This is a genomic window from Pseudoxanthomonas sp. CCNWLY206-1 (genome assembly GCF_039710385.1).
GTDB lineage: Bacteria > Pseudomonadota > Gammaproteobacteria > Xanthomonadales > Xanthomonadaceae > Pseudoxanthomonas_A.
Genome location: NZ_JBDKXI010000006.1, coordinates 231,730 through 254,245 on the forward strand (window position 1 = coordinate 231,730; position 22,516 = coordinate 254,245).

The window sequence follows — 22,516 nt, forward strand, 5'->3', positions numbered from 1 at the left end:
GGCAAAATCGCTAGGCTTCGTCATCCCACGCACGACGGAGCACGGCCATGAAGGGCGACGCCAAGGTCATCGAGTTTCTCAACCGGGCGCTCTATAACGAGCTGACCGCGATTAACCAGTATTTTCTGCACGCCAAGATGCTGAAGAACTGGGGTCTGAAGGAATTGGCCGAACACGAATACAAGGAATCCATCGATGAGATGAAGCATGCGGACAAATTGTCCGAGCGCATCCTGTTTCTCGATGGGTTGCCGAACTTCCAGGCGCTGGGCAAGTTGCGCATCGGCGAGAATCCGCGCGAAGTGTTGGAGTGCGATCTGGCGCTGGAATACGAAGCGTTGCCGGTGTTGCGCGAAGCGATCAAGCATGCGGAATCGGCTTCCGACTATGTCAGCCGTCAGTTGTTCTCCGACATTCTTGATTCCGAGGAAGAACATATCGACTGGCTGGAAACCCAGCTGTCGGTGATCGACCGTATCGGCGAACAGAATTATCTGCTGACGAAGCTCGAAGACGAGTGAGTCTGGCCTGCGGCCGTCAATGGGCGGCCCAGTTGTTGCGAGGCATAACCCTGTAGCGCCAGACGCGCACGCGCGTATTCGGCGATGACCAGCGCCACGGCCACGGCCGGGCGCTCCAGCTTCATCGCACGCGCACCCAGTTCCACCCGTTTGGCGGCGGCCGACAACGCCAAGGCGCCGACATTGGCGCTGGATGATTTCAGCGTATGCGCGGCATCGCGCATGGCGTCCAGGTCCGGAATGGCAGCGCCTTTTTCCAGCGCGGAAATCAGTCGCGGCGCATCTTCCAGGAACAAGCCGATGATGCGCGCGGTTTCGTCGCCGGCGATTTCTCGCAGCTCTTCCAGCAGGCTCTGGTCCAGCACCGGGAAACTCTGCGACGGCGGACGTGCGGTGGCTAACGCGGGAACGGGAGCAGCGGGTTCCGCGACAGGTGCGGCATTGCGCAAGGCGAACTTCATCAGGTTCGGCAGCCAGCGATGCAGGCAGCTTTCCAGTTGCTCGCGCGACACCGGTTTAGCCAGGTAATCGTCCATGCCGGCATCCAGGCAGCGCTGACGATCGCCCGCCATGGCGTTGGCGGTCATCGCCACGATGGGCAGCCGGTGGCGGGACTCCCGTTCGGCTTCTCGCTCGCGCCAGCGTCGGGTCGCGGCGTAACCATCCAGCACCGGCATCTGGCAATCCATGAAAACCAGATCGAACGGTTCGGCGATCATGCGTTTCAAGGCCACCTCGCCATCCGGCGCGGTTTCGCATTCGAAACCCAGCGCCAGCAGCAACTTCTGCGCCACCAGCAAATTCACCGGATTGTCTTCGACCAACAGCAGCCGCGCGCTGGCAGGCGTTCTGGACGCGGCTTCAGCACTGGCGATCGCTTTTTGCAGCGACTCGGAAACGGGCATCGCGGCGGGTTCGGCGTCCAGATCGGCGGCAGGGAAAATATCGTCGATCGTCGGCGCATCGGGTGTCGCCGGCGGTGTCTCAGGCTGCGCACCCAACAACGAAGCACGCAAATCCGCATCCGGCGCTTGCCGCGGTAGCAGCGTGCTGCCGGCATGAAGTTCCTCAGGCACCACGTCATCGCCGTATAGCCAGACCAGGCGCACGCCATCGGGGTCGGAACGGCGCGCGAGCGCGCGATGCAACGCACGCGCGGTGCTGCGTATGCCACCGGCATCGGCCAGCACCGCCATGTAGTCGTACCGGCCATGCTCATTGGCCAGGCGCAAACGGTCGAGCGCCTCCTGCGTGGTCTCCACCGCGGTGGCATGCATGCCCCAGTTGGTAACCAGCATCGAAAGTCGTTGGCGCAAACGCTTATCCGGGGACACGATCAACACGCGTCCGTGATCCAGCGTGCCGTCGTTGCGTGGACGCAGATCGCCGATGACTTTCATCAGCGGTATTTCGAACCAGAACGACGAACCGCGGCCGACTTCCGACACCACATCGATACGCCCGCCCATCAGGTCGACGATGCGTTTGCAGATAGCCAGGCCCAGGCCGGTGCCGCCGTAGAGGCGCGTGGTGGACGCGTCGGCTTGAGTAAAGGAGTGGAACAAGCGGCTACGTGTTTCATCATCGATACCGATGCCGGTGTCGCGCACTTCGAAACGCAGTAGATGCTGTGCGGCGGTTTCGCCCAGGCGGCGTACCACGACGGTGATCGTGCCGCGCTCGGTGAACTTGATCGCGTTGCCCACAAGATTGCTGAGCACCTGGCGCAGACGCACGGGATCGCCACGCACCGGCAGACGGACGGAAGGATCCAGCTGCAGTGTCAAGCGCAGGCCTTTGTTTTCCGCTGGCCGATGCATCAGTTGCAGCACGCCGTCCAGCAATTCCCGCAAGTTGAAGCCGGTGATCTCAAGTTCCAACTTGTTGGCTTCCAGCTTGGAGTAATCAAGGATGTCGTCGACGATGCGCAGCAGTTGATGCGAAGACGCGCTGGCGGTATTCAGCATCTCGCGCTGGTCGGGCGCCAGCGACGCACGCGACAGCATGTCCAGCATCGGCACGATGCCGTTCAAGGGTGTACGGATTTCATGGCTCATGGTGGCCAGGAATTCGCCCTTCGCCATCGCCGCGGCTTCCGCCGACTGCTTGGCCTTCATCAGGTCCTGTTCCAGCCGGTCGTGGCGCTGCAGTTCGCGCCGGAGGTTGTCGCGTTCGGATTCCGCTATGGCGGCCCGTGCTTCCACGCCCATCTGCCGGCGACTCAGACCGCGCGCGCCGAATGCCGCGATTAGCGCCAGCAGCAATGTCAGCGCGCCGCCGGCCAACCCCAGCAACGCCCAAGGTCCGTCGACGCCGAGCTGACGCAACAACAGGAATGCCGCCGTGGCGGCAGCCGCCACCAGCGCCAGCCAAGGGGCGACCAGAGTTCGCCCGCGGGCCGGCATGGTTAAAGCACCGCGTTTTGGAAATCGAAGCCGAGTTCGGTGCCGACGGCTTGCACCAGATTGCCCTGGATAAAGTCGACACCGCCCATCCACATGGCGGCGGCCGCCTGCGGTTCTTCGATTTGCTGACCGATCACCTGCAAACCTTGTCGGTGCGCTTGGTCGATCACGCTGCGCAGTTGATCGCGCAGCGCCGGATCGGTATGGGCATCAGCGAAACGGCTGGAAACGCGCAGGAAGCCCAATGGCAGCTGCGTCAGCAGGGCATTGGCTTCCTGGCCGGGTTCGAACTGGCTAAGGCAGAACTGCACCCCGGCCGGCATCAATTGCTGGCAGAACTGCCGCAAGGTGACGGTATGCACCAACGCATCGGCCAGACGCAGGTCGATCACCAGCGACGTGCCTTCGATGCCGCGCGCGGACAACATGTCCAACAACCATTGCGCGTGACTTTCGCGGGCCAGCGAACGCGGCGACTGCGAAACGAACAAACGTAGCGACGGCCCCGTCGCCTGACGCTCGGCCAGGACGAACAGCGCGTGCTCCAGCACCCAATGATCGATCTGCGCGATGCCGCCGGCCGATTCGGCAGCGGGAATTACCTGCGACGCCGGCAGCAACGAGCCGTCAGGCTGACGCATCCGCAACAGCACCTGGTACTGCGCCTGTCCGCTGCCGGTCACCGCCACGATGGGCTGGTAAGCCAGTTCGAACTGGCCATCGTCCAGCGATATCCGCGGGCTGCTTTCATCCACCTGCGCTGGCTCGTAGGCGGCCATGTTGGATGACTTCAGGCGCGCTTGCAGTACGGCGCGTTCGGTGGCTTCCAAAGCGCTGCCAGCGTCGGCGAAACCCCGCGCCAGCGCGGTGTAGCCGATCGATCCATGCAGATGGAGCGTTTCATCTTCGCGGACCTGGAAAGCATGCGACGTCAGCCCGTCGAGCAACCGTTGCGCGTGCTGGTCCAGCTGGGTTTCATCCAGACCGTTGGCGAAGATCAGAAAGCTGTTGTCGTTGAGGCGCGCGACCGGATACGGATCGGCGACCGCCGCCATCCGCCGGCCCGCCAGGTTCATCAGGTGTTCGAAAGAAGCGTAGCCATACCGTTCGCGCAGGCTGAGCGCGCTGCCGATTTCCAGGAAGAACAAGCCGCCCCGCGAATGTTGCTGCAGCGCTTCGGAAAGCCGCTGCATGACCGAGGTGCGCGTGGGCAGTCCGGTTTCGACATTGATCGGGTGGCGGGGCGCCGTCGGCAGGCTGCGCTGGCGCGCGCGCTGGATGCGGTTGGAAACGGCAGCGATCAGATGGCGCGGACGAATGGGCTTGTTCAGGAAATCGTCGGCGCCGCTTTCCAGCACTTCGAACTGCCGTTCCGGATCCGGATCGCCCGTCAGGAAGACGATGGGCAGGTGCAGGTATTCGGGTTGTTGGCGGATCAGCATGGTCAGACTCTTGCCGTCCTGGCCCGGCATGTGCAGATCCATCAGCACCAGATCCGGTTTGAAGCGGCGCAGCGTATCCAGCATGCCGTCGGAACGCATCTGCACTTCGGCCTGCATGCCGGCGCCGTGCAGCACGCTTTGGGCGAACAATGCCTGGCCGCGATCGTCTTCGACGATCAGGATGCGGTACGGAGTTTCCTTCTCTTTCTTGGTTTGCCCATCGGCGTCTTCGGCGGGAGCCGCCGCTGAGGGCGGCTGACTGGCGGCGGCCGAGCGTCGGGAAGGAGGCAGGGAAGCGATCAAGGAAGGCTTTTTCTGATTCGAGGCGACGGGCTCGACAACTGGCGGCGGAACCGGCTCATTGATGGGGGCGCCATTGACCGCGAATTCGCCGTTCGAGCCCCGCATATCCGGCAGGCTGTCGACGGCGATGGTGGCTTCGGCCGCCGGCGGGTAAGTCGCTGGCTCTTCTGCGTCGGCAGCCGGCGCATCGCTCGCCCAGCGCCGCCAATAGGCTGGCGGCGGTGATTCCGCTCGCAGCCGCGAACGCGAAGGCTCACCCGGCGAGCGGGGTGTCGAATCGGTGGCAGACATCAGGCTTCCCCAAGCTGAGCCCCATTATGCGGTGAAGTTCACGTGCATGGACGGGCGTACAGTCGTTATATGACAGATCGGTTTCATGACAAGGAAGAACTTTCTCCTGACGGCCTCAGCAGGCGTCCAAGCCCGCGCGACAGCTTGCGCCAGACCCACCACACCAGCAACGCCACCAGCAGCGACACTCCCACTACTATCGATAACGCAAACCAGGGGTAGGTAAAGGCCAACGACAGGCCGCCGACGACCGCGACGTCTTCCGTGACCGACGCCGTCCAGTTGCTGACGGGCTCCGGGGATGTATTCAACAAGGCGCGCGAACCGCTTTTCAGCAGGTGGCTGGTGAGTGCCACACCGGCACCCGCCGCCAGCGCGCCGCCACTCAGGTTGCCATCCGGCGACAAGGTGGCCGCGGCCAGAAATGCCCCGGCCGGCACGCGCGCCAGGGTCTGCAGCAGGTCCCAGCCCGAATCCACGCCGGGAATCTTGTCCGCGAAGAACTCGGTGATCGCCAGCGCGCCGGAGGTACCCAGTACCCACCAGGATTGTGTGACTTGCAGCGCCGGCGGAAGATCCAGCCAGCCCAAGGCGCCTGCCAGGCCAAGGCCAAAAACAGTCAGATAGACGCGGATGCCGGCCATCCATGCCAACAGTATCCCAATTACGAAAAGATGTGCTTCGGACATCCCAGCGATTCCCTATAGACTCAGCGGTTCTGTTGGACCCACGAGTATAGGCCCCCTTTTCGGCTCTGCCACGCAGGCCGGGAGGCTTTCGAATGACCGCGCATCCTCCTTCACGCTACCGGATCGTCCCGCGCCAGCCTTCACGGCGGCGGTTCACGCTGGCCTTGGCCGTCCTGGCCTGGGGAGTGTCGGTGGTGGCTGCCTGGATAGCGGCCACCTATACCGCCGCACCCAGCCTTTCATACACCATCGGGCGTCTGCAGCAGGTGGAGAAGCAACTCGACCGGCAGAAGGACCAGCTGCGGGGACTGAGCCAACGCGAAGCCACCCTGGCGGTATCGGACCGCATCAGCCGCGCCGCCAACACCGAGATCCAGGCCACGCTGGCCGAGCGCGATGAAGAAATCGCCGGCCTGCGTGCGGACGTCGCCTTCTACGAGCGCCTGGTGGGCTCCACCGGTCAGCGCAAAGGGCTGAATGTGCATCTGGCGGAGTTTGCCGTGGAGCCGGGCGGCACGTGGCGTTACCAGATCATGTTGACCCAGACACTGAATCGCGCCGCGATCAGCCAGGGGCAGATGCGCTTCCTGGTGGAGGGCGTTCGCGATGGGCAACTGGCGACGGTGGAATGGGACGAGCTGCACCAGAAACCGAGCGCCGCCGGTCAGGAATACTCATTCCGCTACTTTCAGCAGCTGAATGGCAACGTCATGCTGCCCCGCGACTTCACCCCGCAGCGCGTCAAGGTGACGCTGCGCGGCGAAGATGTGGCGGTGGAACAGGCATTCGATTGGAAACTCGCTACCTCAGCTGGAGGCAAATAAACATGTTCAAGAACAAACCCACGCGCGCGGACGTCGGCGCCATCGACACTCTCATCGGCCCGCAAGTGACGTTGCGGGGAGATCTGATATTCAGCGGCGGCCTGTACGTGGAAGGCCACATCCAGGGCAAGGTGCTGGCCGAAGATGGCGAGCGCGCCGTGATCACGCTCGCCGAGCAAGGCAGCATCGAAGGCGAAGTGCGCGCCCCCGTGGTGGTGATCAACGGCCGCCTGGTCGGCGATGTCTACGCCGAAGAGCGGATCGAACTGGCAGCCAAGGCGCGCGTGCAGGGCAACCTGTACTACAAGGTCGTGGAGATGAGTGCCGGCGCCCAACTGACCGGTCGCCTGATTCATGCCGATGCCATGCAGGCGGCCTCCGCCGCCGGGACCCGGACCGAAGCTGAAGAGCTGGTGATGGCCGACGCCCGATATTGAGCGGCGGCGGCGTTCTGTTCAGAGCGCCCTTAGTCAGCCGGGGCTATGCTGCCCGGCTATGGATCAGACCCCTCCTGCGCAAAAGCCCGGCCCGTTGCCGCTTGGGCGCTACGCCGTGGTCGTGCTTGTCCTGGTTTCGCTGTCCTTTGGGGGCTGGGGGCTGTGGCAGATACTCGCTCCCATGCAGGGAGCTCCGCCTTCGGCGGCGCAATCGCGCGATCAGCAAAGCCGCATCGATGAACTGGAGCAGCGCGCCGCGACTTTGGCCCGTTCGGACCAGATCACCCGCGACGCCAACCGCGACCTGCAGGGCACGCTGGCCGAACGCGACGAAGAAATCGCCGGTTTGCGCGCCGACGTGGCGTTCTACGAGCGTTTCGTGGGCGCGACCGCACAACGCCGCGGCTTGGCGGTGCACGAACTGAAAATAGCGCCGCAGACCGATCAGGCGTGGCATTTCACCGTCACGCTTACCCAGAATCTGAACCGTGGCGCGGTCAACGCCGGGCGCCTGCTGGTGTCGGTGGAAGGCACCCGTCATGGCAAGTTGCAGCGCCTGGGTTGGTCCGATCTGCGGCAACAGGCCAGCGAACCTGGCCTGCCGTATTCCTTCAAGTACTTCCAGCAGGTGGAAGGCGATCTTGTATTGCCGCCGGATTTCCAGCCGGTGCGGGTGTCCGTGCGGCTGACGCCACAGAGCGGGTCTGCCGTGGAACAGTCCTTCACGTGGGCCGCGGCCACCGGAAAGGTCAGTGCCGTGGGCGCCGCCAGCTTGAACTAGTCACGCTCAACCCCCATGCTTCGGCCATGAGTACTGTCGTTTCTCTCCCCAGCGCATCCCCCGCGCCCGACTACCAGTCGATCGATCGCCCGCTGAATTTCAGCGTCTCGGCGGCCGCCAAGGTGCGCGAACTGATCCAGGAAGAAGGCAACGAAGCGCTCGCCCTGCGCGTCTACATCCAGGGTGGCGGTTGTTCCGGATTCCAATATGGTTTCGAGTTCGATGAGAACCGCGCCGAGGACGATCTCGCTGTGGACACCAACGGGGTGACGCTGCTGGTGGATCCACTGAGCCTTCAATATCTGATGGGTGCGGAAGTGGATTACGCGGAAAGCCTGCAAGGCGCGCAGTTCGTGATCCGCAACCCCAACGCCAAGACCACCTGCGGCTGCGGCAGCAGTTTCAGTATGTAAGTCGCTACCGCGTGTTCGGTAACTCCCCGTCTGCGCCTGCGCTTTCCGGTTTTGCTTTCGCGGGCAATACGCTGGACCGTGCCGATGGTTTGCGTGACGATGCCGATGCATTGATTCGTTTGTGGCCGCAAGCACGCGTTCTACTGATCGACGCCGAAGGCAACGCCGGCGTGGATGGCGCGGGCCGGTTGCTGGCACCTACCGGCGCCGAGCTTGGCGGCGGTCCAGGCACCGCGATTTTCCTGGGCCTGAAAGACGGAACCGCGTGGTTCGCCATCAATGCAGCCAACGTGGCGTTCACCGCGCCGGAAAGCATCGATCTGCGCCGCGCCGCCGCGGTGTGGTCCGACTTCGAAGCTGGTGTTTTCGCCATGGCCCGTGCGCTGCTGCATTGGCATTCGCGCACGCGCTATTGCGGTGTCTGCGGCGGCGACATCGGATTCTTTCGTGCGGGCTATCTGGGCCGTTGTGCGCGATGTGGTGCCGAACACTACCCACGCACTGATCCGGCCGTGATCGTGGCGGTGAGCGATGGAGAGCGTTTGCTGCTGGGCCGCCAGGCTTCCTGGCCGGCGCGTCGCTACTCAGTGCTCGCGGGCTTCGTTGAGCCTGGCGAAACCTTGGAACAAACCGTCGCCCGCGAAGTATTCGAGGAAGCCCGCGTCCGCGTCCGTCACAGCCGTTATCTGGCGGCGCAACCGTGGCCCTTTCCCGGTTCGCTGATGCTGGGTTTCACCGCCGAAGCCGAACCCGACGAGCCGCAAGTCGATGGCGAATTGGAAGACGCGCGTTGGTTCACCGTGGAGGAGATCGGCGCGGCGCGTCAACGCCATGGCCAAGACGACGGCGATGGCCTGCTGTTGTCGCCATCGATTTCGATTGCGCGTTCGCTGATCGAATACTGGTATGCCGGAATGATGGCTCGCTCCGGCACATGACTCGCTTCAACACATGATGATCCGCCATCGCCTGGGTAACCCGGCAAGACCCGCCGTTAACGGCCAATCAAGCTAAAATCCAGCGACGGAGGGAAGCCGCATGTCCATCACTTTGGTTGCCGTGGTCGTCGCGTTGGTGCTGGGCCATGTGGCGCCGGCCTTGGCTACGTCCGCGCGGCAGTTTCACTGGTACGGGCACTGGCTGCACTGGTTGAGTGAACATTTCCAGGAAGGCAGCGTTTGGCGGGGTCGCTACGGTATCGCCATCGCCTTGCTGCCCCCGCTGATATTGGTTGGCTTGTTGCAATGGGCGCTGGACGAACCGGTCTTCGGTTTGATCGGCCTGTTGTTCGGGATCGTCGTACTTGTCTATGCCTGGGGACCGCGCGATCTGGATGTGGACGTCGAGGCTGTTATCGATGCCCATGACTCGCAGGCGAGGCGCGAAGCGATTGCGCGCTTGTGGCCGCAGGATGAGTCCATCGCCATGGCCACTGATGGTCCGGCATTGGTCGAGGCGGTGTTCCGCAGTGCGTTGCGGCGCTGGTTCGGCGTGCTTTTCTGGTTCCTGCTGCTCGGTCCGGTAGGCGGATTGCTTTATCGCCTTGTCGCGCTGGCGAGCGAGGGCGAATTCGCCCGCCACCTGCCGCCGGCGACACTGGCCGGTGTTCGAAGCTTCTTGGGTCTGCTTGATTGGCCGGTGGCGCAATTGATGACATTGGCCATGGCGCTGGTCGGCAACTTCGACACGGTGTTCAACGCGTGGCGCGCTGCGGGTGGCAATCAGTGGCAGTGGGAGTCGGATTTCCTGGGCCAGGCGGCGCGCGCCAGCGTAAGAAGCGAACTGGCGGAAGAGGCCGAGGAATACGCTGAAGAAGGCATGGTGCAGGCCATGCGCGAGTTGCCTGAACTGCGGGACGCGATGAGCCTGGTGTGGCGCATTCTGCTGTTGTGGCTGGCGGTGCTGGCGTTGTTCGTGATTGCGGGCTGGGTGAGCTGAGCTTCGCGCAAACGATCACTATCGAATCAACGTAATCGAATCCACGTAGGAGCGCCGTCCCGGCGCGAGCTTTTCCTACACGGCGCGCCAGACAGCGCTGACCGATATTTCTTGAGCCATGTTTCCGGCAGGACGTACCTGCCGGAAACACAGACAACACTTACTGCTGCATCGCAGCCATGCCACCCATGGCGAAAATGAAGATCAGGTAGATCACGGCCAATGAAACACCGGCGATCGCCGACCACATCGCCCATTTCTTGGCTTTGTCGGAAGCTTCCTGCGCACCCTGCACATCACCGGCGGCCAGCTTGCCATTGACCTGGGCAGCGAAGACGATCGATACGATGCCCAAAGGCAGGCAGCAGAACAGCGTGGACAGAATGGCCCAGACCAGGTTGTTGGGGACGTAAGTTTGACTTGTATTCACAGGGAACAGCTCCTAGCGGTTGGTCGGTGCACTTCAGAAAAACCTGATTGAATCAGGCGGTAAAACTAAGGCGCGGCATCCATCAGCCGGGAGCCAATAACGAGAAAGGAAACCAAGGCAGATTGCGCGCGATCCAATACCCGGGCAGCACGACCAGCCAGAGTTTCGGCTCCACCAGCAGCGCCATCAAAGGCGACAGGACGCGGGGCTTCCAACCGTAGGAACCGGCGATCATCAGCGGAACGATGGGCAGCAGCAGGATCGCCAGCGGGTTCATCGACAATGCGCCGAGGACATCGCCATGCACCAGCGCGTGCAGCGCCCGGGTCACGCCGCAGCCGATGCAGTAGTAGCCGGTGAGGGCGCGGAACATGCAGGCCGGAAACGGATTGCCGGGGGCATTGGGATCGAAATTCAAAAGCAGCCAAACCCCTACGGGAACTGCGACAGCAGCTCCCGCGAGCAAGGCATATATTGAATATCGTGCGGCCGACACGTCAGCTCGCTTGTTCCATCTGCTGACGGAATTCTTCCATGTATTCCAGGTAAGCCTCCGGTCCCACAGCGACGAACCAGATGATCGTTGCCACGATCGCAAAAATAATGATGCCGGTGGTGACCCAGTTCCAGATCTTCGCGTTTCTCGAAGCTTGCTGTGCGCCGGCGATATCGCCGCGGTTGAGCTTGCCGTTGACCTGCGAAGAGAAAACGATGGCGACCACGCCGGTGATGATGGCGGGGAAGCTGACGCAGCTCAGGCAGCAAATGATCACGGAGCCGATCGTGGACAGGATCGACCACACCATATAGGTCGGGATATTCCCGGGCGCATCGTTGGGCAGCGGAGGGGTGGCGCTCATCGGAATCTCCTAGGAGGTTGTTGTAGCAAATGTGCCGCCATCATGAGCGGCCTAAGTCTAGCTGCTCAGTCCGCCCAGCATCGCCAGGCCGCCGAAGAAGACAAACCAGACAATCATCAATATCGGAAGGGAGATAGCCGACCAGATCGCCCATTGCCCGGCTTTGCGGGACGCGTCGCGCGCGCCGTCGATATCGCCCGCCGCGCGTTTGCCATCCACCTGGGAGGCATAGACGATCGAAACAATGCCAAACGGAAGGCAACAGAAAAGCGTGGCAAGAATGGCCCATACCAGATTGTTGGGCACATATTCGCTGGAGCCTTGCGGCAGCGGCGGCATTGAACTCATTCCGGATTTCCCCAAGCGGACGTGAGGCGGAGCCGCCACAAGCGAGCTGCGGCCATCTGACGAATCCCCCGGCGCTTAGCGTAACCGAGCCGCCGAGCTTACGGAAGTCAGAACCTGCCCGTAGAGCGGAGCTGCGCCCCGCGATAGTGCCGAGTTAGCGGCAACAATGCCGTCGCAACGGCAGGCGATAGCGAATAGCCTTCCCAAGGTGCTTTTATGGGGTCTCAGGCGTCGTTGCCGCGCAGCTCGCGTACCTGGGTTTCCAGCATGTCCGCATCCGCGTGGGCACCATCCACGGGCGGTCCCGCCACTACTTCCACATGCGCGCGGAAGCGGCGGGGAACACGCATGCGTCCCATCCGGGTATCGCGGCGGCTCCACATGCTGCTCCACATGCCCTTGAGCGCCATGGGCACGACGGGTACCGGGCGCTTCTCGAGAATGCGTTCCACACCGGACTTGAACGCCGCTATCTCGCCATCCTTGGTCAATGCGCCTTCCGGAAAGATGCCGACGATGCCGCCATCGGCGAGCGCGGCATCGATCTCGTCGAACGCGCGCTGCATCAGTTCCGGGTTTTCCTTTGCGCCGGCAATGGGAATCGCCTTGGCGGTTCGGAATATCCAACTCATCACCGGGATGTTGAATATCTTGTAATACATCACGAAGCGTACCGGTCGCGGCACGCTGGCCGACAGGATCAATGCGTCCATATAGCTGACGTGATTGCAGACCAGCAGCGCGGGACCTTCATCGGGGACATGTTGCTCGATACCGCGGATGCGCAGCCGGTACAGACCGCGCACCAGCACCCAACTGAGAAAGCGCATCAGGAATTCGGGGACGATGGTGAAGATATAGATCGCCACCACCGCATTGGCGATCGCCAGCCCCAGGAACACCTGCGGGATGGTCCAATCCAGCACGCGCTGCACGAACAAGCCGATACCGGCCGCCGCCACGATAAACAGCGCATTCTGGATGTTCATGCCGGCGATCACGCGCGACATTTCCTCGCGCGGCGTGCGGCTCTGGATCAGCGCGAACAACGGCACCACGAAGAAGCCGGCGAACAAGCCGATACCCAACAGGTCGATGATGATGCGCGTGCTGCCCGGTGCGGACAGGAAGCTGCCGACGGTCAGGCCGCGCATCGGCGGCAGACCGCTGCGGGCGAAATACAGATCCAGCAGGAATGCGCTCATGCCGAAAGCGCCGAACGGAACCAGGCCAATTTCCACCGTGCGCGCGGAGAACTTCTCGCACAGCAGCGAGCCCACGCCGGTACCGATCGAGAACAGCGCAAGACCGAAGATGTAGATGGTCGTGTCCTGCGGCAGTGCGCCCAGATGCAACTCGGCATACGCGGGCAGCTGCGACGTCAGCATGGTGCCGAAGAACCAGAACCATGAAACGCCCAACACCGCATTGCGGACGGCCAGCTGCTTGCGGGTGAGCCGCCAGATGGCGATGGATTCCGGAATTGGATTCCAGTTGATCTTCAGCTCCGGCGCACCCGCATCCACGCGCGGAATCAGCCGCGACAACAGATTGCCGGCGATGGCGAGGACAATGATCGCGGTGGCCGCTACGACCGGTCCCTGCGTGCCGGCCAGCGTGAAAATCAGCCCGCCGAAGATCATGCCGACCAGGATGGAAATCGAGGTGCCCATCTCGACCAGGCCATTGCCGCCCGTCAGTTCTTCAGGCTTCAGCACGGAGGGCAGGATCGAATACTTCACCGGACCGAACAATGTCGATTGCACGCCGGTGCAGAACAACGCCACCAGCAGCACCGTCATGTTCTGCATCAGGAAACCGGCCGCTGCCAGCGACATGATGGCGATCTCCATCGCCGTGGTGATGCGGATCAGGCGGGATTTCTCGAGCTTCTCGGCGAACTGTCCGGCAATGGACGAGAACAGGAAGTAGGGCAGGATGAAAATGGCCGGCGCCAGCATCGAGTAGAGCGCTTTGTCTTCCGCGCTGACGGCCATGTAGCCCAGCAAGCCGATAATGGCCTGTCGATAGACGTTGTCGTTGAAGGCGCCCAGCGCCTGGACAATGAAGTACGGCAGAAACCGCCGTTGTTTGAGCAAGGCAAACTGGCTATGGCTCGACATGCGCCCTCCGTGAATAGGCGGAGACTAGCAGACGTTCGTTGACAGTGGTTTGCGGTCGTCCGACAACAACCTGTAGGAGCGGCGTCCCGACGGTAGGAGCGGCGTCTCGCCGCGAGCTCTTTCCATCAGATCAACATGTACCCGTAGGAGCGGCGTCCCGCCGCGAGCTCTTTCCGTCAGATCAACATGCACCTGTAGGAGCGGCGTCTCGCCGCGAGCTCTTTCCGTCAGATCACGATAGAAGCGAAGAGCTCGCGGCGGGACGCCGCTCCTACAAGAGAAGACCCAATCAGCCGCGTTCGCGCTCGATCGCCCGCCAGCCGATGTCGTGGCGGTGAAACTCGCCGCGCCAGGAAATACCCGCCACCACCGAATACGCACGCTTCTGCGCGTCGGCTACGCTGTCGCCCAGGGCGCAGGCGCACAGCACGCGGCCGCCTGCGGTGATGACGTGCTCACCTTCCACCTGCGTACCGGCGTGGAAGACCTTGGTGTTCTCCGGCTCCGGTACATCCCAGGTATTGATGATGTCGCCGACACGCGGCGTGTCGGGATAGTGCTCGGCGGCCATCACAACACCCACCGCAGGACGTGGATCCCACTGCGCCTGCACCTCGTGCAAGCGTCCATCGATCCCGGCGTCCACCAGGTCCAGCAGATCGCTCTGCAGGCGCAGCATCACCGGCTGGGTTTCCGGGTCGCCAAAGCGGACGTTGAACTCGATGACCTTGGGCGCGCCGGAAGCATCGATCATCAAACCGGCATACAAAAATCCGGTGAAAGGCACGCCATCGGAGATCATGCCCTGAATGGTGGGTTCCACCACTTCACGCATCACCCGCGCATGCACTTCCGGCGTGACCACCGGCGCGGGCGAATACGCACCCATGCCACCGGTATTCGGACCGGTGTCGCCATCGCCGACACGCTTGTGATCTTGCGACGTCGCCATCGGTAGCGCGGTCCTGCCATCCACCATGCTGATGAAACTGGCTTCCTCTCCTTCCAGGAATTCCTCCACGACCACGCGCGCACCGGCGTCACCGAAGGCATTGCCAGACAGCATGTCGCGTACCGCGGCTTCGGCTTCTTCCAGGGTCATCGCCACGATGACGCCCTTGCCGGCAGCCAGTCCGTCGGCCTTGATCACGATAGGAGCGCCATGGGCGCGCACGTAGGCAAGCGCCGGTTCGACGTCGGTGAATACCGAATAGAACGCGGTGGGAATACCGTGGCGTGCCAGAAAATCCTTGGCGAAGGCTTTGCTGCCTTCCAGTTGCGCCGCCGCCGCAGTGGGGCCGAAGATGCGCAGACCGGCTTCGCGGAAGCGATCGACCACACCGGCTACCAGCGGAACTTCCGGCCCTACCACCGTCACCGCAACATCTTCTTTCTTCACCAGCGCCAGCAAGCCCGGGATATCCGTCACTTTGACGTCGACATTGCGGCACTTGTCCTCAGTGGCGGTGCCGGCATTGCCGGGTGCCACCAGCACTTCGGCCACGCGTGCCGACTGCGCCAGTTTCCAGGCCAGTGCGTGCTCGCGTCCGCCAGAACCGATAATGAGGACTTTCATGCCTGCTCCTGGCGTAAAGCGCTTGATCTTGGGCAGAGAATTCTACGTGAGGCGTCGGCGGGGCGCGACCCGGCCGTCGCACAGCTCCCCGGAAACTGATACATCGACGCTTCTCGTAGCGCGGAGCTGCGCCACACGGTAGCACCGAGTTAGTAACAAAGAGGCCGTCGCAACGGCAAGTGATAGCGAATCGCCGCTTATGGTGCGTCTCGTAGAGCGGAGCTTGTTACATCCCCTTGGGACTCCGCTGCTTTTCGCGCACCGGCTTCGGACCGATCAGCCGAGCAAGCTCGGCTCTACGTCAGGTGCCGGTGATTTTGCTCTCGTAGAGCGGAGCTTGCTCCGCTGCTTTTCGCGTACGGGCTTCGGACCGATCAGCCGAGCAAGCTCGGCTCTACGTCAGATGCCGATGATGTTGCTCTCGTAGAGCGGAGCTTGCTCCGCTGCTTTTCGCGCACCGGCGCCGGACCGATCAGCCGAGCAAGCTCGGCTCTACGTCAGATGCCGATGATGTCGCTCTCGTAGAGCGGAGCTTGCTCTGCTGCTTTTCGCGTACGGGCTTCGGAACGATCAGCCGAGCAGGCTCGGCTCTACAGCAGCTTGGACGAATCCATCCGGGCGTTCGTAGCGCGAGTTTGCTCGGCTGTTTTGTGCATATGCCCGCGAAGAACAGCGGAGCATGCTCCGCTCTACCGAGAGCGAAATCGCTGCCGTGTGAGCTCGCTGGCGGATTCTATGGGGCGACGAACGCCGGATGATAAGCAACATGCCCCTGCACCGAATGCTCGCCGAAAGGCAGCGCCATGAAGTACTCCGCCGGCGCGTCCGGATACATCAGCTCCGGCATGTGCCGGAAACCAAAACGCGCGTAGTAGTCCGGCTCACCCAACACCATGCAGCCACGTGCGCGCAGTCGTTCCAGTTCCGCTATTCCGGCGAGAACCAGTGCGCTGCCGATTCCGAGTCTCTGATCGCCCGGCGCGACCGCTAGCGGCCCCAGCCCGTACCAACCGTTCGCTCTATCTCCGATGATCACCGGAGAAAAAGCGATATGGCCGGCAATGCGGCCATCGATATCGGCGACCAGCGATAGCGTCAGTGCCCCTTCTTTGCGAAGCGCTTCGACAATGCTGCGCTCAACCTGCCCGCCGCCTGGCGCCTGCGCGAACGCCGCACCCAGGATTTCGTCGATCGCGGCATGATCTGCCTGGGTTTCTGTGCGGATCCACATAGGCGTTTTTCGAATTAACTTCGAAGTGGCTACGAAGTCTGCCGCAAGATGCGTTACGGCCGCTTCACGTCAGTGGCGGAAATGGCGTACGCCGGTGAACACCATCGCCAGGCCGTGTTCGTCCGCGGCGGCGATGACTTCGTTGTCGCGCATCGAACCACCCGGCTGGATGACCGCTTTGATACCGGCGGCCGCAGCAGCATCGATACCATCGCGGAACGGGAAGAAGGCGTCCGATGCCATCACCGAACCAGGTACCGACAACTTGGCTTCTTCCGCTTTCAGTGCGGCGATCTTGGCGCTGACCACGCGGCTCATCTGGCCGGCACCGATACCAATGCTTCGCTGGTCCTTGGCATAGACGATCGCGTTGGATTTGACGAACTTGGCGATGCGCCAGGCGAACAACAAATCCGACAGTTCGGCGGGCGTCGGCGCGCGCTTCGTCACGACCTTCAGTTCTTCGCTGGTCACTTCGCGGTTATCCGCGGTCTGCATCAGCAGGCCCGAGCCCACGCGCTTGACGTCGGTATTGTTGCGGCCTTCGCCATGGGGAATGCGGATCACGCGGACGTTGGGCTTCTTCGCCGCGGCGGAAAGCGCGCCTTCTTCGTAATCCGGTGCGATCAGCACTTCCACGAACTGCCGTTCCAGGATCACTTTCGCCGTTGCCGCGTCCAACTTGCGGTTGAAGGCGATGATGCCGCCGAAAGCGGACGTCGGATCGGTGGCGTAGGCCAGTTCATAGGCATCGCCGCAAGCAGCTCCTTGAGCCACGCCGCAGGGATTGGCATGTTTGACGATCACGCAGGCGGGATGTTCGAACTGACGCACGCATTCCCATGCGGCGTCGGCGTCGGCCAGATTGTTGTAGCTCAGTTCCTTGCCTTGCAGCGACTGGAACGTCGCCAACGTGCCAGGCACCGGATACAGGTCGCGGTAGAACGCAGCCTGTTGATGCGGATTCTCGCCGTAGCGCAGGTCCATGACCTTGATGAAGTTGCCGTTCTGCTGGGCGGGGAACACGCTGCGTGTAGCGACGGCTCCAGAAGTGTCGGTAACCGCGGAAAGATAGTTGCTGATCGCGGCGTCGTACTGAGCGACACGGTTGAACGCGGCCACCGACAAGTGAAAACGCGTCGAGGCCGACAGTGCACCGTCGTTGGCCTTCAACTCCTCCATGATGCCGGCATATTGCGCGGGGTCGGTAGCGACAGCCACGCGCGCGAAATTCTTGGCGGCTGCGCGCAGCATGGCGGGACCTCCGATGTCGATATTCTCCACTGCCTCATCCAGCGTGCAGTCGCCGCGAGCGGTGACGCTTTCGAACGGATAGAGGTTCAGCACCAGCAGGTCGATGGGAGCGATGCCGTATTGCGTCATCACGACGTCGTCTATGCCGCTGCGGCCCAGCAGCCCGCCATGGACATTCGGATGCAATGTCTTGACCCGGCCGTCCATTATTTCCGGGAAGCCAGTGATCTCCGAGACGTCCTGAACCTTCAGCCCGGCATCGCGCAAGGTTTTTGCCGTGCCGCCCGTGGACAACAGCTCGACGCCGTGCGCGGAAAGCGCATTGGCCAGATCGATCAGGCCGGTTTTATCGGAAACGGACAGCAGCGCCCGGCGCACGGGCTGGAGATTGACGGTCATGGTTAGGCGAAGCGGAGGGGAAGCGCCAATTATAGCCAGGGCGCCTATCCAAGCGTCGCTCCTATAGGAAGGGTTCCATGCCTACACCAAGCCGTAATCCTTCAACTTCTTGCGTAGCGTGGCGCGGTGGATGCCCAGCATGGCGGCAGCCCGGCTTTGGTTGCCTTCACAATGGTTCAGCACTTCTACGAACAGCGGAATCTCCATTTCGCGCAATACGATTTCATAGACGTCATCGGCCTCGCTGCCGTCCAGATCGCGAAGATAACGGCGCACGGACTGCGCGACGTGTTCGCGTAAGGGCGGCTTGGGAGTGCCACGGGTGTCTTGACGAGTGGAGGCGGCGTTCACACGAAATCCCCTGATACAACGGAACGAGGCACCCGCCTTCTACTTGTGCGTTTTTGGCGGGGGGACGAGTCTAGCGCCTGACACGCGTCGCTGCATCCGCTTTTTGTCGGATTTGCTTCAACTAACGAAAGTCAAACGAAAAGGCGACGACATTGGCGCTGGGTTCTCGTATCCGTACCGCGATCTGCGCGCTCTGGCCGGGCGCGATTTCGCTCTGGTCCTGACCCGCGTCCAGGTACTCCGATGGCATCAATGCGCGTGCGCCCAGCGTACGGCCGTCGGCATCTTTAAGCGTCAGTAGAACGATGGGCCAAGCCTGCGCCCAGTGCGCATCGTTACGGAACGTCGCCTGCGCCTGCAATGTCCCGGGACTGCCGGCCACCGGCCGCACATCGCGGCTTAGCATCGTGAAGGCTTCGGGCTGACGCCACACCGGTATCGAACAGCGGAAGACACTGCAGAGATGCGCAACCCAGGGACGCCAGCTGGCGTCGGCGGCCAGGCGCGCGCGATCTGCCAGTAACGTCTGTACCGCCAGCAGCAGCGAAAGTGCGATCAGAGCAACCCACTGCCATTTTGGAACGCCTGACCGCACTCCGGTGGTGCGCGTGGCGCGCGTGAAGTTGGGTATTGCTTTCGCATTCGTCAGGGACGGCGCCGGATTCTCGCGAGGAACTGCGACGGCGCTCGCTTCCGCTACGGTGACGATCGCGACGTGATCAGTGTCGTCGCCCGTTTCAACTTCCCGTCGTGGCGAGTCCGCCGCTGTTTTTTCCTCGCTGTTCGCGTTGTCCCTAGTGACACTCGCATCCAGTGTCTCGGTCTCCGGATTGTGCATTGCAGCGTCGGCTTCAGCCGGATCTGCATTCACGTCCGCCGTGGTCTGCAAGGTCGAAGACCCTGTCGGCATTTCTTCGCCGGTTTCGACCCCTGCGGCTTCCACGGCTGCGGAAGAACCATCGTCCACCTGCTTGCCACATCGTGGGCAGACCGTCGGCACGACGCGTTTCTGCGGATGCAGAGCAATCAGGAAGTGGCAATGCGGGCATGCGGCGAACATGGTCGTATTCAATCACGCCTGCCCGTGCGGCGGTAAGCCGGCGACGGATGCTGGGCGCACCGGAGGCAAGTCAGCGGCGCACGCCGTCGATACGCATCCAATCGCCTTCCTGCGTAGCGACCAGATGATCGAACCATGGCGCATAGCGCGTCAGCAGTTCATCTTCCTGTCCATGCAGGATGCCGGAAAGTGCGATGCGACCGCCGCTGGCGACCCGCGAAGCCAATGTGTCGGCCAATGCATCCAGTGCCGATGCCAGGATATTGGCGAGCACTATCGGGTAAGTGGCCGCGGGTTCGTCTTCTGGCAGGTACACCGACAAACGATCCGCGATGCCGTTGCGCTCGGCATTGTCGGCCGTCGCCAATAACGCTTGCGGATCGTTGTCGACACCTACTGCCTTGGCGGCGCCCAATTTCAGCGCCGCCAGCGCCAGGATGCCGGAGCCGCATCCGAAGTCGAGCACCGCCTGGTCCTGTAGTTCGCCCTGTGTGGCCAGCTGGTCCAGCCATTGCAGGCACAACGCGGTCGTCGGATGGGTGCCGGAGCCGAATGCCAGTCCCGGATCCAGCCTGACCACGGCTGCGTCGGGAGCGTCGGCGCCTTCGGGCAGTGCATGATTCCAAGGCACGATAAAGGTGCGTGTGCCGAAGCGCATCGGTTTGAACTGGTCCAACCAGGCGCGTTCCCAGTCCTGGTCTTCGACGGTGCGGAAGCTGGCCTGCGTCCAGTCCAGGCCTGGATCGAACGATTCCAGCGCGGCCAACAGCAGTAGCGCGTCGGTGTCCGCGGGAAACAGCGCCGTCAGCACCAAGGCATTCCACAGCGGCGTCTGGCCGACGCCAGGCTCGAGAATGGCGTGCTCGTTGCTGGTATCCGCATCGGCATCCAACAAGGTGACCGATAGTGCGCCGACATCTTCCAGCGCGGTTTCGTAGCGTGGCTGATCGGATTCACGGCATCGCAGGGAAAGTTCTAGGTAGGGCATGACGCCGTTCGGAGGAGAGGGCTTTGGGATGGACGTGTGTGACGTTTGGCAGCGAATTCGTCGGCCGGCTCGCAAGCCGGTACTCCGGGTCGTGGCCAGCCAAGCATGGAACGATACCTGACGGGAGCCGGCCCCCGATAGCGCTTTCCTGCGCGCGTCCCTGCCGCAGCGCGTCGATACGGTCGGGCGGCGACGCCGGGTATCTGGTTTAGACTACGCTCTCCCTGTAATCGAATGCGGCGGCGCTATCTGGTCGGATTCCGGGTCGTGGCGGGTTTGCCGTTCCACGATCGCTCAGGACCCGAAGAACACTTCCGGTGCATTGATGAAGGATATGGCGGTCAGGAAAACGGTTGCTATGCCAAACAAGCCGCTACTGCTTACGCTTGCCGGACTGGCGGTGGCCGTGGCATCCGTGGCGTGGTACGGCCGTGGCGAAACCGTGCCTCCTGCTGCCATGACCGACGCGGTGGTCGACGCGCAGAGCCGGAAGGCGGCGAACCAAAACGTCAGTTCTTACCGATCCCGTACAGCAGTCCGTTCAACCATGAACGCCGAATCCCGGCGCGCCTTCCCCGCGCGCGCGGAATTCGAAGCGGCAGATGATCTTTACGCTTACGCGCGCGGCCTGACGGCCAGGGAGCGCGCTGGCGACCCGGAAGCGTTATGGCTGGTGAGCCGCGTCTATGAATACTGTATGGGCTACGCGATGAATCCTGCGGGCTATGCTGGCGATACGGACGCCATGGCGGAACTGAGGCTTCCCAATACGGCTGCGCTGGTAGCCGCGCGCGAGCGCGTGAGCCAGCGCTGCGCCCGGTTCGTACCCAGCGACAATCTGTCGCCAACGTTCATCGTCGCCAAGCGGAAAGAAGCCGCGCAGGCCGGCAGTGTGGTGGCCGAAGCCTCGCTGCTCGCCATGGGCGCGCCGCTTTTCGATAGCGACGACTACAAAAAAGATCTCGTGAGGCGCGTGCGGATTTCGCGCGATCCCGAGGCCTACGTTGCCGTCTCGCCCGCCATGGGCACCGCCGCCAGCGAAGACGTGGATACGTTTGGCGAAGTGTCCGGTACCACGCTTACCGAACTGGCATGGGTGGTAGCCGCGTGCGAACTGGGCCAGGAATGCGGACCCGATAGCACACTGATGACAACGTACTGCGCCAATGGCGGAATATGTTCGCGCGATAATTCGCAGGACTTCAGCGCCTTCGTCCTTGACGCGGGAGTGCCCCGGCAAGGGGCTGACAAACTGGAGGAAATGGTGGACGCTCTTTTGTATAACCCAGGAGTCGCAAAATGAACCGTACGCGCTTTGTACAACGGGCGAAGCTCTGGTTCTGGATTCTGCTTTTCGTCAGCTACACGGTAGTGGCTGCCAGTGCCGTCATCGACACCTTGAGTCCGAAGTACCGGAACCTGACTCACGTATCGGTGACCACGGTGCAATCGCCCGAAGAAGTCAGGACGCTGGGCGCAGCTCAGGCGGCCGCGGTTTACCGCGCCTCCAGCGGCACGCCTTTCTCTGCGTTACCGCCCGGCAGCACTTTCAAGATCGTCTGGCCTGACGGCTCCAGCGAAACCATCATGATCGTCGATCCGAAATCCGCGGCGGGCACATCGCCTGTGCAAGGCACGCAGCAGGCTGCAGCGGGAGACAGATAGGAGCGGCCTCTGGAGCGCTATTACCGTAGGAGCGGCGTCCCGCCGCAGCGCGTCCAGATGGCGAACAGCAGGCTTCAGTGCTTTTCGCTTCTATCGCATCTGACCGAAAGAGCTCGCGGCGGGACGCCGCTCCTACAAAGGCGGGAACGGCCGCGGCGGTCTTTGGCTCTTGTAGGAGCGGCGTCCC

General features: G+C 62.6%; 22 protein-coding genes and 1 pseudogene. 9 read left to right on the forward strand and 14 right to left on the reverse strand.

Annotated features, from left to right (window positions below; translation table 11 throughout):
- The first annotated feature begins 47 nt into the window (after positions 1-47).
- A complete protein-coding gene (bfr, locus tag AADW18_RS15010) occupies positions 48-521 on the forward strand; it encodes a bacterioferritin (protein WP_337344194.1) in 474 nt (157 codons plus the stop codon).
- Here the strand turns inward: bfr and AADW18_RS15015 are convergent.
- From AADW18_RS15015 to AADW18_RS15025, 3 genes are all read right to left on the reverse strand, one after another.
- Positions 491-2,926, reverse strand: coding sequence for an ATP-binding protein (locus AADW18_RS15015; RefSeq protein WP_337344195.1), 2,436 nt, complete (start codon positions 2,924-2,926; stop codon positions 491-493). The two genes, bfr and AADW18_RS15015, sit on opposite strands and share 31 nt — an antisense overlap.
- Before the next feature lie 2 nt (positions 2,927-2,928).
- Entirely contained in the window at positions 2,929-4,962 is a 2,034-nt protein-coding gene (locus tag AADW18_RS15020; protein WP_337344196.1) for an EAL domain-containing protein, read from the reverse strand.
- Between the two features lie 83 nt (positions 4,963-5,045).
- Entirely contained in the window at positions 5,046-5,651 is a 606-nt protein-coding gene (locus AADW18_RS15025; protein WP_337344197.1) for a DUF4126 domain-containing protein, read from the reverse strand.
- Between the two features lie 92 nt (positions 5,652-5,743).
- On the opposite strand from AADW18_RS15025, the gene AADW18_RS15030 reads away from it, so the two are divergent.
- The 6 genes and pseudogenes from AADW18_RS15030 to ampE all read left to right on the forward strand — a co-directional run bounded on the left by AADW18_RS15030 (position 5,744) and on the right by ampE (position 10,044).
- Positions 5,744-6,475 (forward strand): DUF6776 family protein, encoded by a 732-nt coding sequence (locus AADW18_RS15030; protein ID WP_337344198.1) that lies wholly within the window; start codon positions 5,744-5,746, stop codon positions 6,473-6,475.
- 2 nt (positions 6,476-6,477) lie between these two features.
- Positions 6,478-6,834: pseudogene (locus tag AADW18_RS15035) on the forward strand (polymer-forming cytoskeletal protein); the annotation flags it as partial.
- A gap of 136 nt (positions 6,835-6,970) precedes the next feature.
- Positions 6,971-7,693 (forward strand): DUF6776 family protein, encoded by a 723-nt coding sequence (locus AADW18_RS15040; RefSeq protein ID WP_337344199.1) that lies wholly within the window; start codon positions 6,971-6,973, stop codon positions 7,691-7,693.
- A gap of 26 nt (positions 7,694-7,719) precedes the next feature.
- Entirely contained in the window at positions 7,720-8,106 is a 387-nt protein-coding gene (gene erpA / locus AADW18_RS15045; RefSeq protein ID WP_337344200.1) for an iron-sulfur cluster insertion protein ErpA, read from the forward strand.
- Positions 8,107-8,117: 11 nt separating this feature from the next.
- Positions 8,118-9,044 (forward strand): NAD(+) diphosphatase, encoded by a 927-nt coding sequence (gene nudC, locus AADW18_RS15050; RefSeq protein ID WP_337344201.1) that lies wholly within the window; start codon positions 8,118-8,120, stop codon positions 9,042-9,044.
- A 100-nt stretch (positions 9,045-9,144) separates the two neighbouring features.
- Positions 9,145-10,044 (forward strand): regulatory signaling modulator protein AmpE, encoded by a 900-nt coding sequence (ampE, locus tag AADW18_RS15055; protein ID WP_337344202.1) that lies wholly within the window; start codon positions 9,145-9,147, stop codon positions 10,042-10,044.
- Positions 10,045-10,204: 160 nt separating this feature from the next.
- Here the strand turns inward: ampE and AADW18_RS15060 are convergent, their stop codons facing one another.
- The 11 genes from AADW18_RS15060 to prmA form a co-directional block, all read right to left on the reverse strand.
- Positions 10,205-10,474 (reverse strand): CD225/dispanin family protein, encoded by a 270-nt coding sequence (locus AADW18_RS15060; protein WP_337344203.1) that lies wholly within the window; start codon positions 10,472-10,474, stop codon positions 10,205-10,207.
- 82 nt (positions 10,475-10,556) lie between these two features.
- Positions 10,557-10,949: a DUF2752 domain-containing protein gene (locus AADW18_RS15065; RefSeq protein ID WP_337344290.1), complete on the reverse strand. Its 393-nt coding sequence runs from the start codon at positions 10,947-10,949 to the stop codon at positions 10,557-10,559.
- 22 nt (positions 10,950-10,971) lie between these two features.
- A complete protein-coding gene (locus AADW18_RS15070; protein ID WP_337344204.1) occupies positions 10,972-11,334 on the reverse strand; it encodes a CD225/dispanin family protein in 363 nt (120 codons plus the stop codon).
- 57 nt (positions 11,335-11,391) lie between these two features.
- On the reverse strand, positions 11,392-11,682 hold the full coding sequence (locus AADW18_RS15075; RefSeq protein ID WP_337344205.1) for a CD225/dispanin family protein: 291 nt from the start codon (positions 11,680-11,682) through the stop codon (positions 11,392-11,394).
- A gap of 224 nt (positions 11,683-11,906) precedes the next feature.
- Positions 11,907-13,805 (reverse strand): MFS transporter, encoded by a 1,899-nt coding sequence (locus AADW18_RS15080; protein ID WP_337344206.1) that lies wholly within the window; start codon positions 13,803-13,805, stop codon positions 11,907-11,909.
- A gap of 289 nt (positions 13,806-14,094) precedes the next feature.
- The gene (gene purD, locus AADW18_RS15085; RefSeq protein ID WP_337344207.1) at positions 14,095-15,381 is read right to left on the reverse strand and encodes a phosphoribosylamine--glycine ligase; all 1,287 of its coding nucleotides are present in this window, start codon (positions 15,379-15,381) and stop codon (positions 14,095-14,097) included.
- A 733-nt stretch (positions 15,382-16,114) separates the two neighbouring features.
- Positions 16,115-16,612, reverse strand: a complete 498-nt coding sequence (locus AADW18_RS15090; RefSeq protein ID WP_337344208.1) for an N-acetyltransferase — start codon at positions 16,610-16,612, stop codon at positions 16,115-16,117.
- A gap of 69 nt (positions 16,613-16,681) precedes the next feature.
- Positions 16,682-18,265, reverse strand: coding sequence for a bifunctional phosphoribosylaminoimidazolecarboxamide formyltransferase/IMP cyclohydrolase (gene purH / locus AADW18_RS15095; protein ID WP_337344209.1), 1,584 nt, complete (start codon positions 18,263-18,265; stop codon positions 16,682-16,684).
- A gap of 81 nt (positions 18,266-18,346) precedes the next feature.
- Entirely contained in the window at positions 18,347-18,616 is a 270-nt protein-coding gene (gene fis, locus AADW18_RS15100) for a DNA-binding transcriptional regulator Fis (RefSeq protein WP_337344210.1), read from the reverse strand.
- Positions 18,617-18,737: 121 nt separating this feature from the next.
- Positions 18,738-19,676, reverse strand: coding sequence for a DUF3426 domain-containing protein (locus tag AADW18_RS15105; protein WP_337344211.1), 939 nt, complete (start codon positions 19,674-19,676; stop codon positions 18,738-18,740).
- 70 nt (positions 19,677-19,746) lie between these two features.
- A complete protein-coding gene (prmA, locus tag AADW18_RS15110; RefSeq protein ID WP_337344212.1) occupies positions 19,747-20,664 on the reverse strand; it encodes a 50S ribosomal protein L11 methyltransferase in 918 nt (305 codons plus the stop codon).
- Between the two features lie 457 nt (positions 20,665-21,121).
- Between prmA and AADW18_RS15115 the strand changes: the two genes are divergently transcribed.
- Positions 21,122-21,967: a hypothetical protein gene (locus AADW18_RS15115; protein WP_337344213.1), complete on the forward strand. Its 846-nt coding sequence runs from the start codon at positions 21,122-21,124 to the stop codon at positions 21,965-21,967.
- On the forward strand, positions 21,964-22,329 hold the full coding sequence (locus tag AADW18_RS15120; protein WP_337344214.1) for a hypothetical protein: 366 nt from the start codon (positions 21,964-21,966) through the stop codon (positions 22,327-22,329). Before AADW18_RS15115 ends, AADW18_RS15120 begins: the two co-directional genes overlap by 4 nt.
- Positions 22,330-22,516 lie beyond the last annotated feature (187 nt).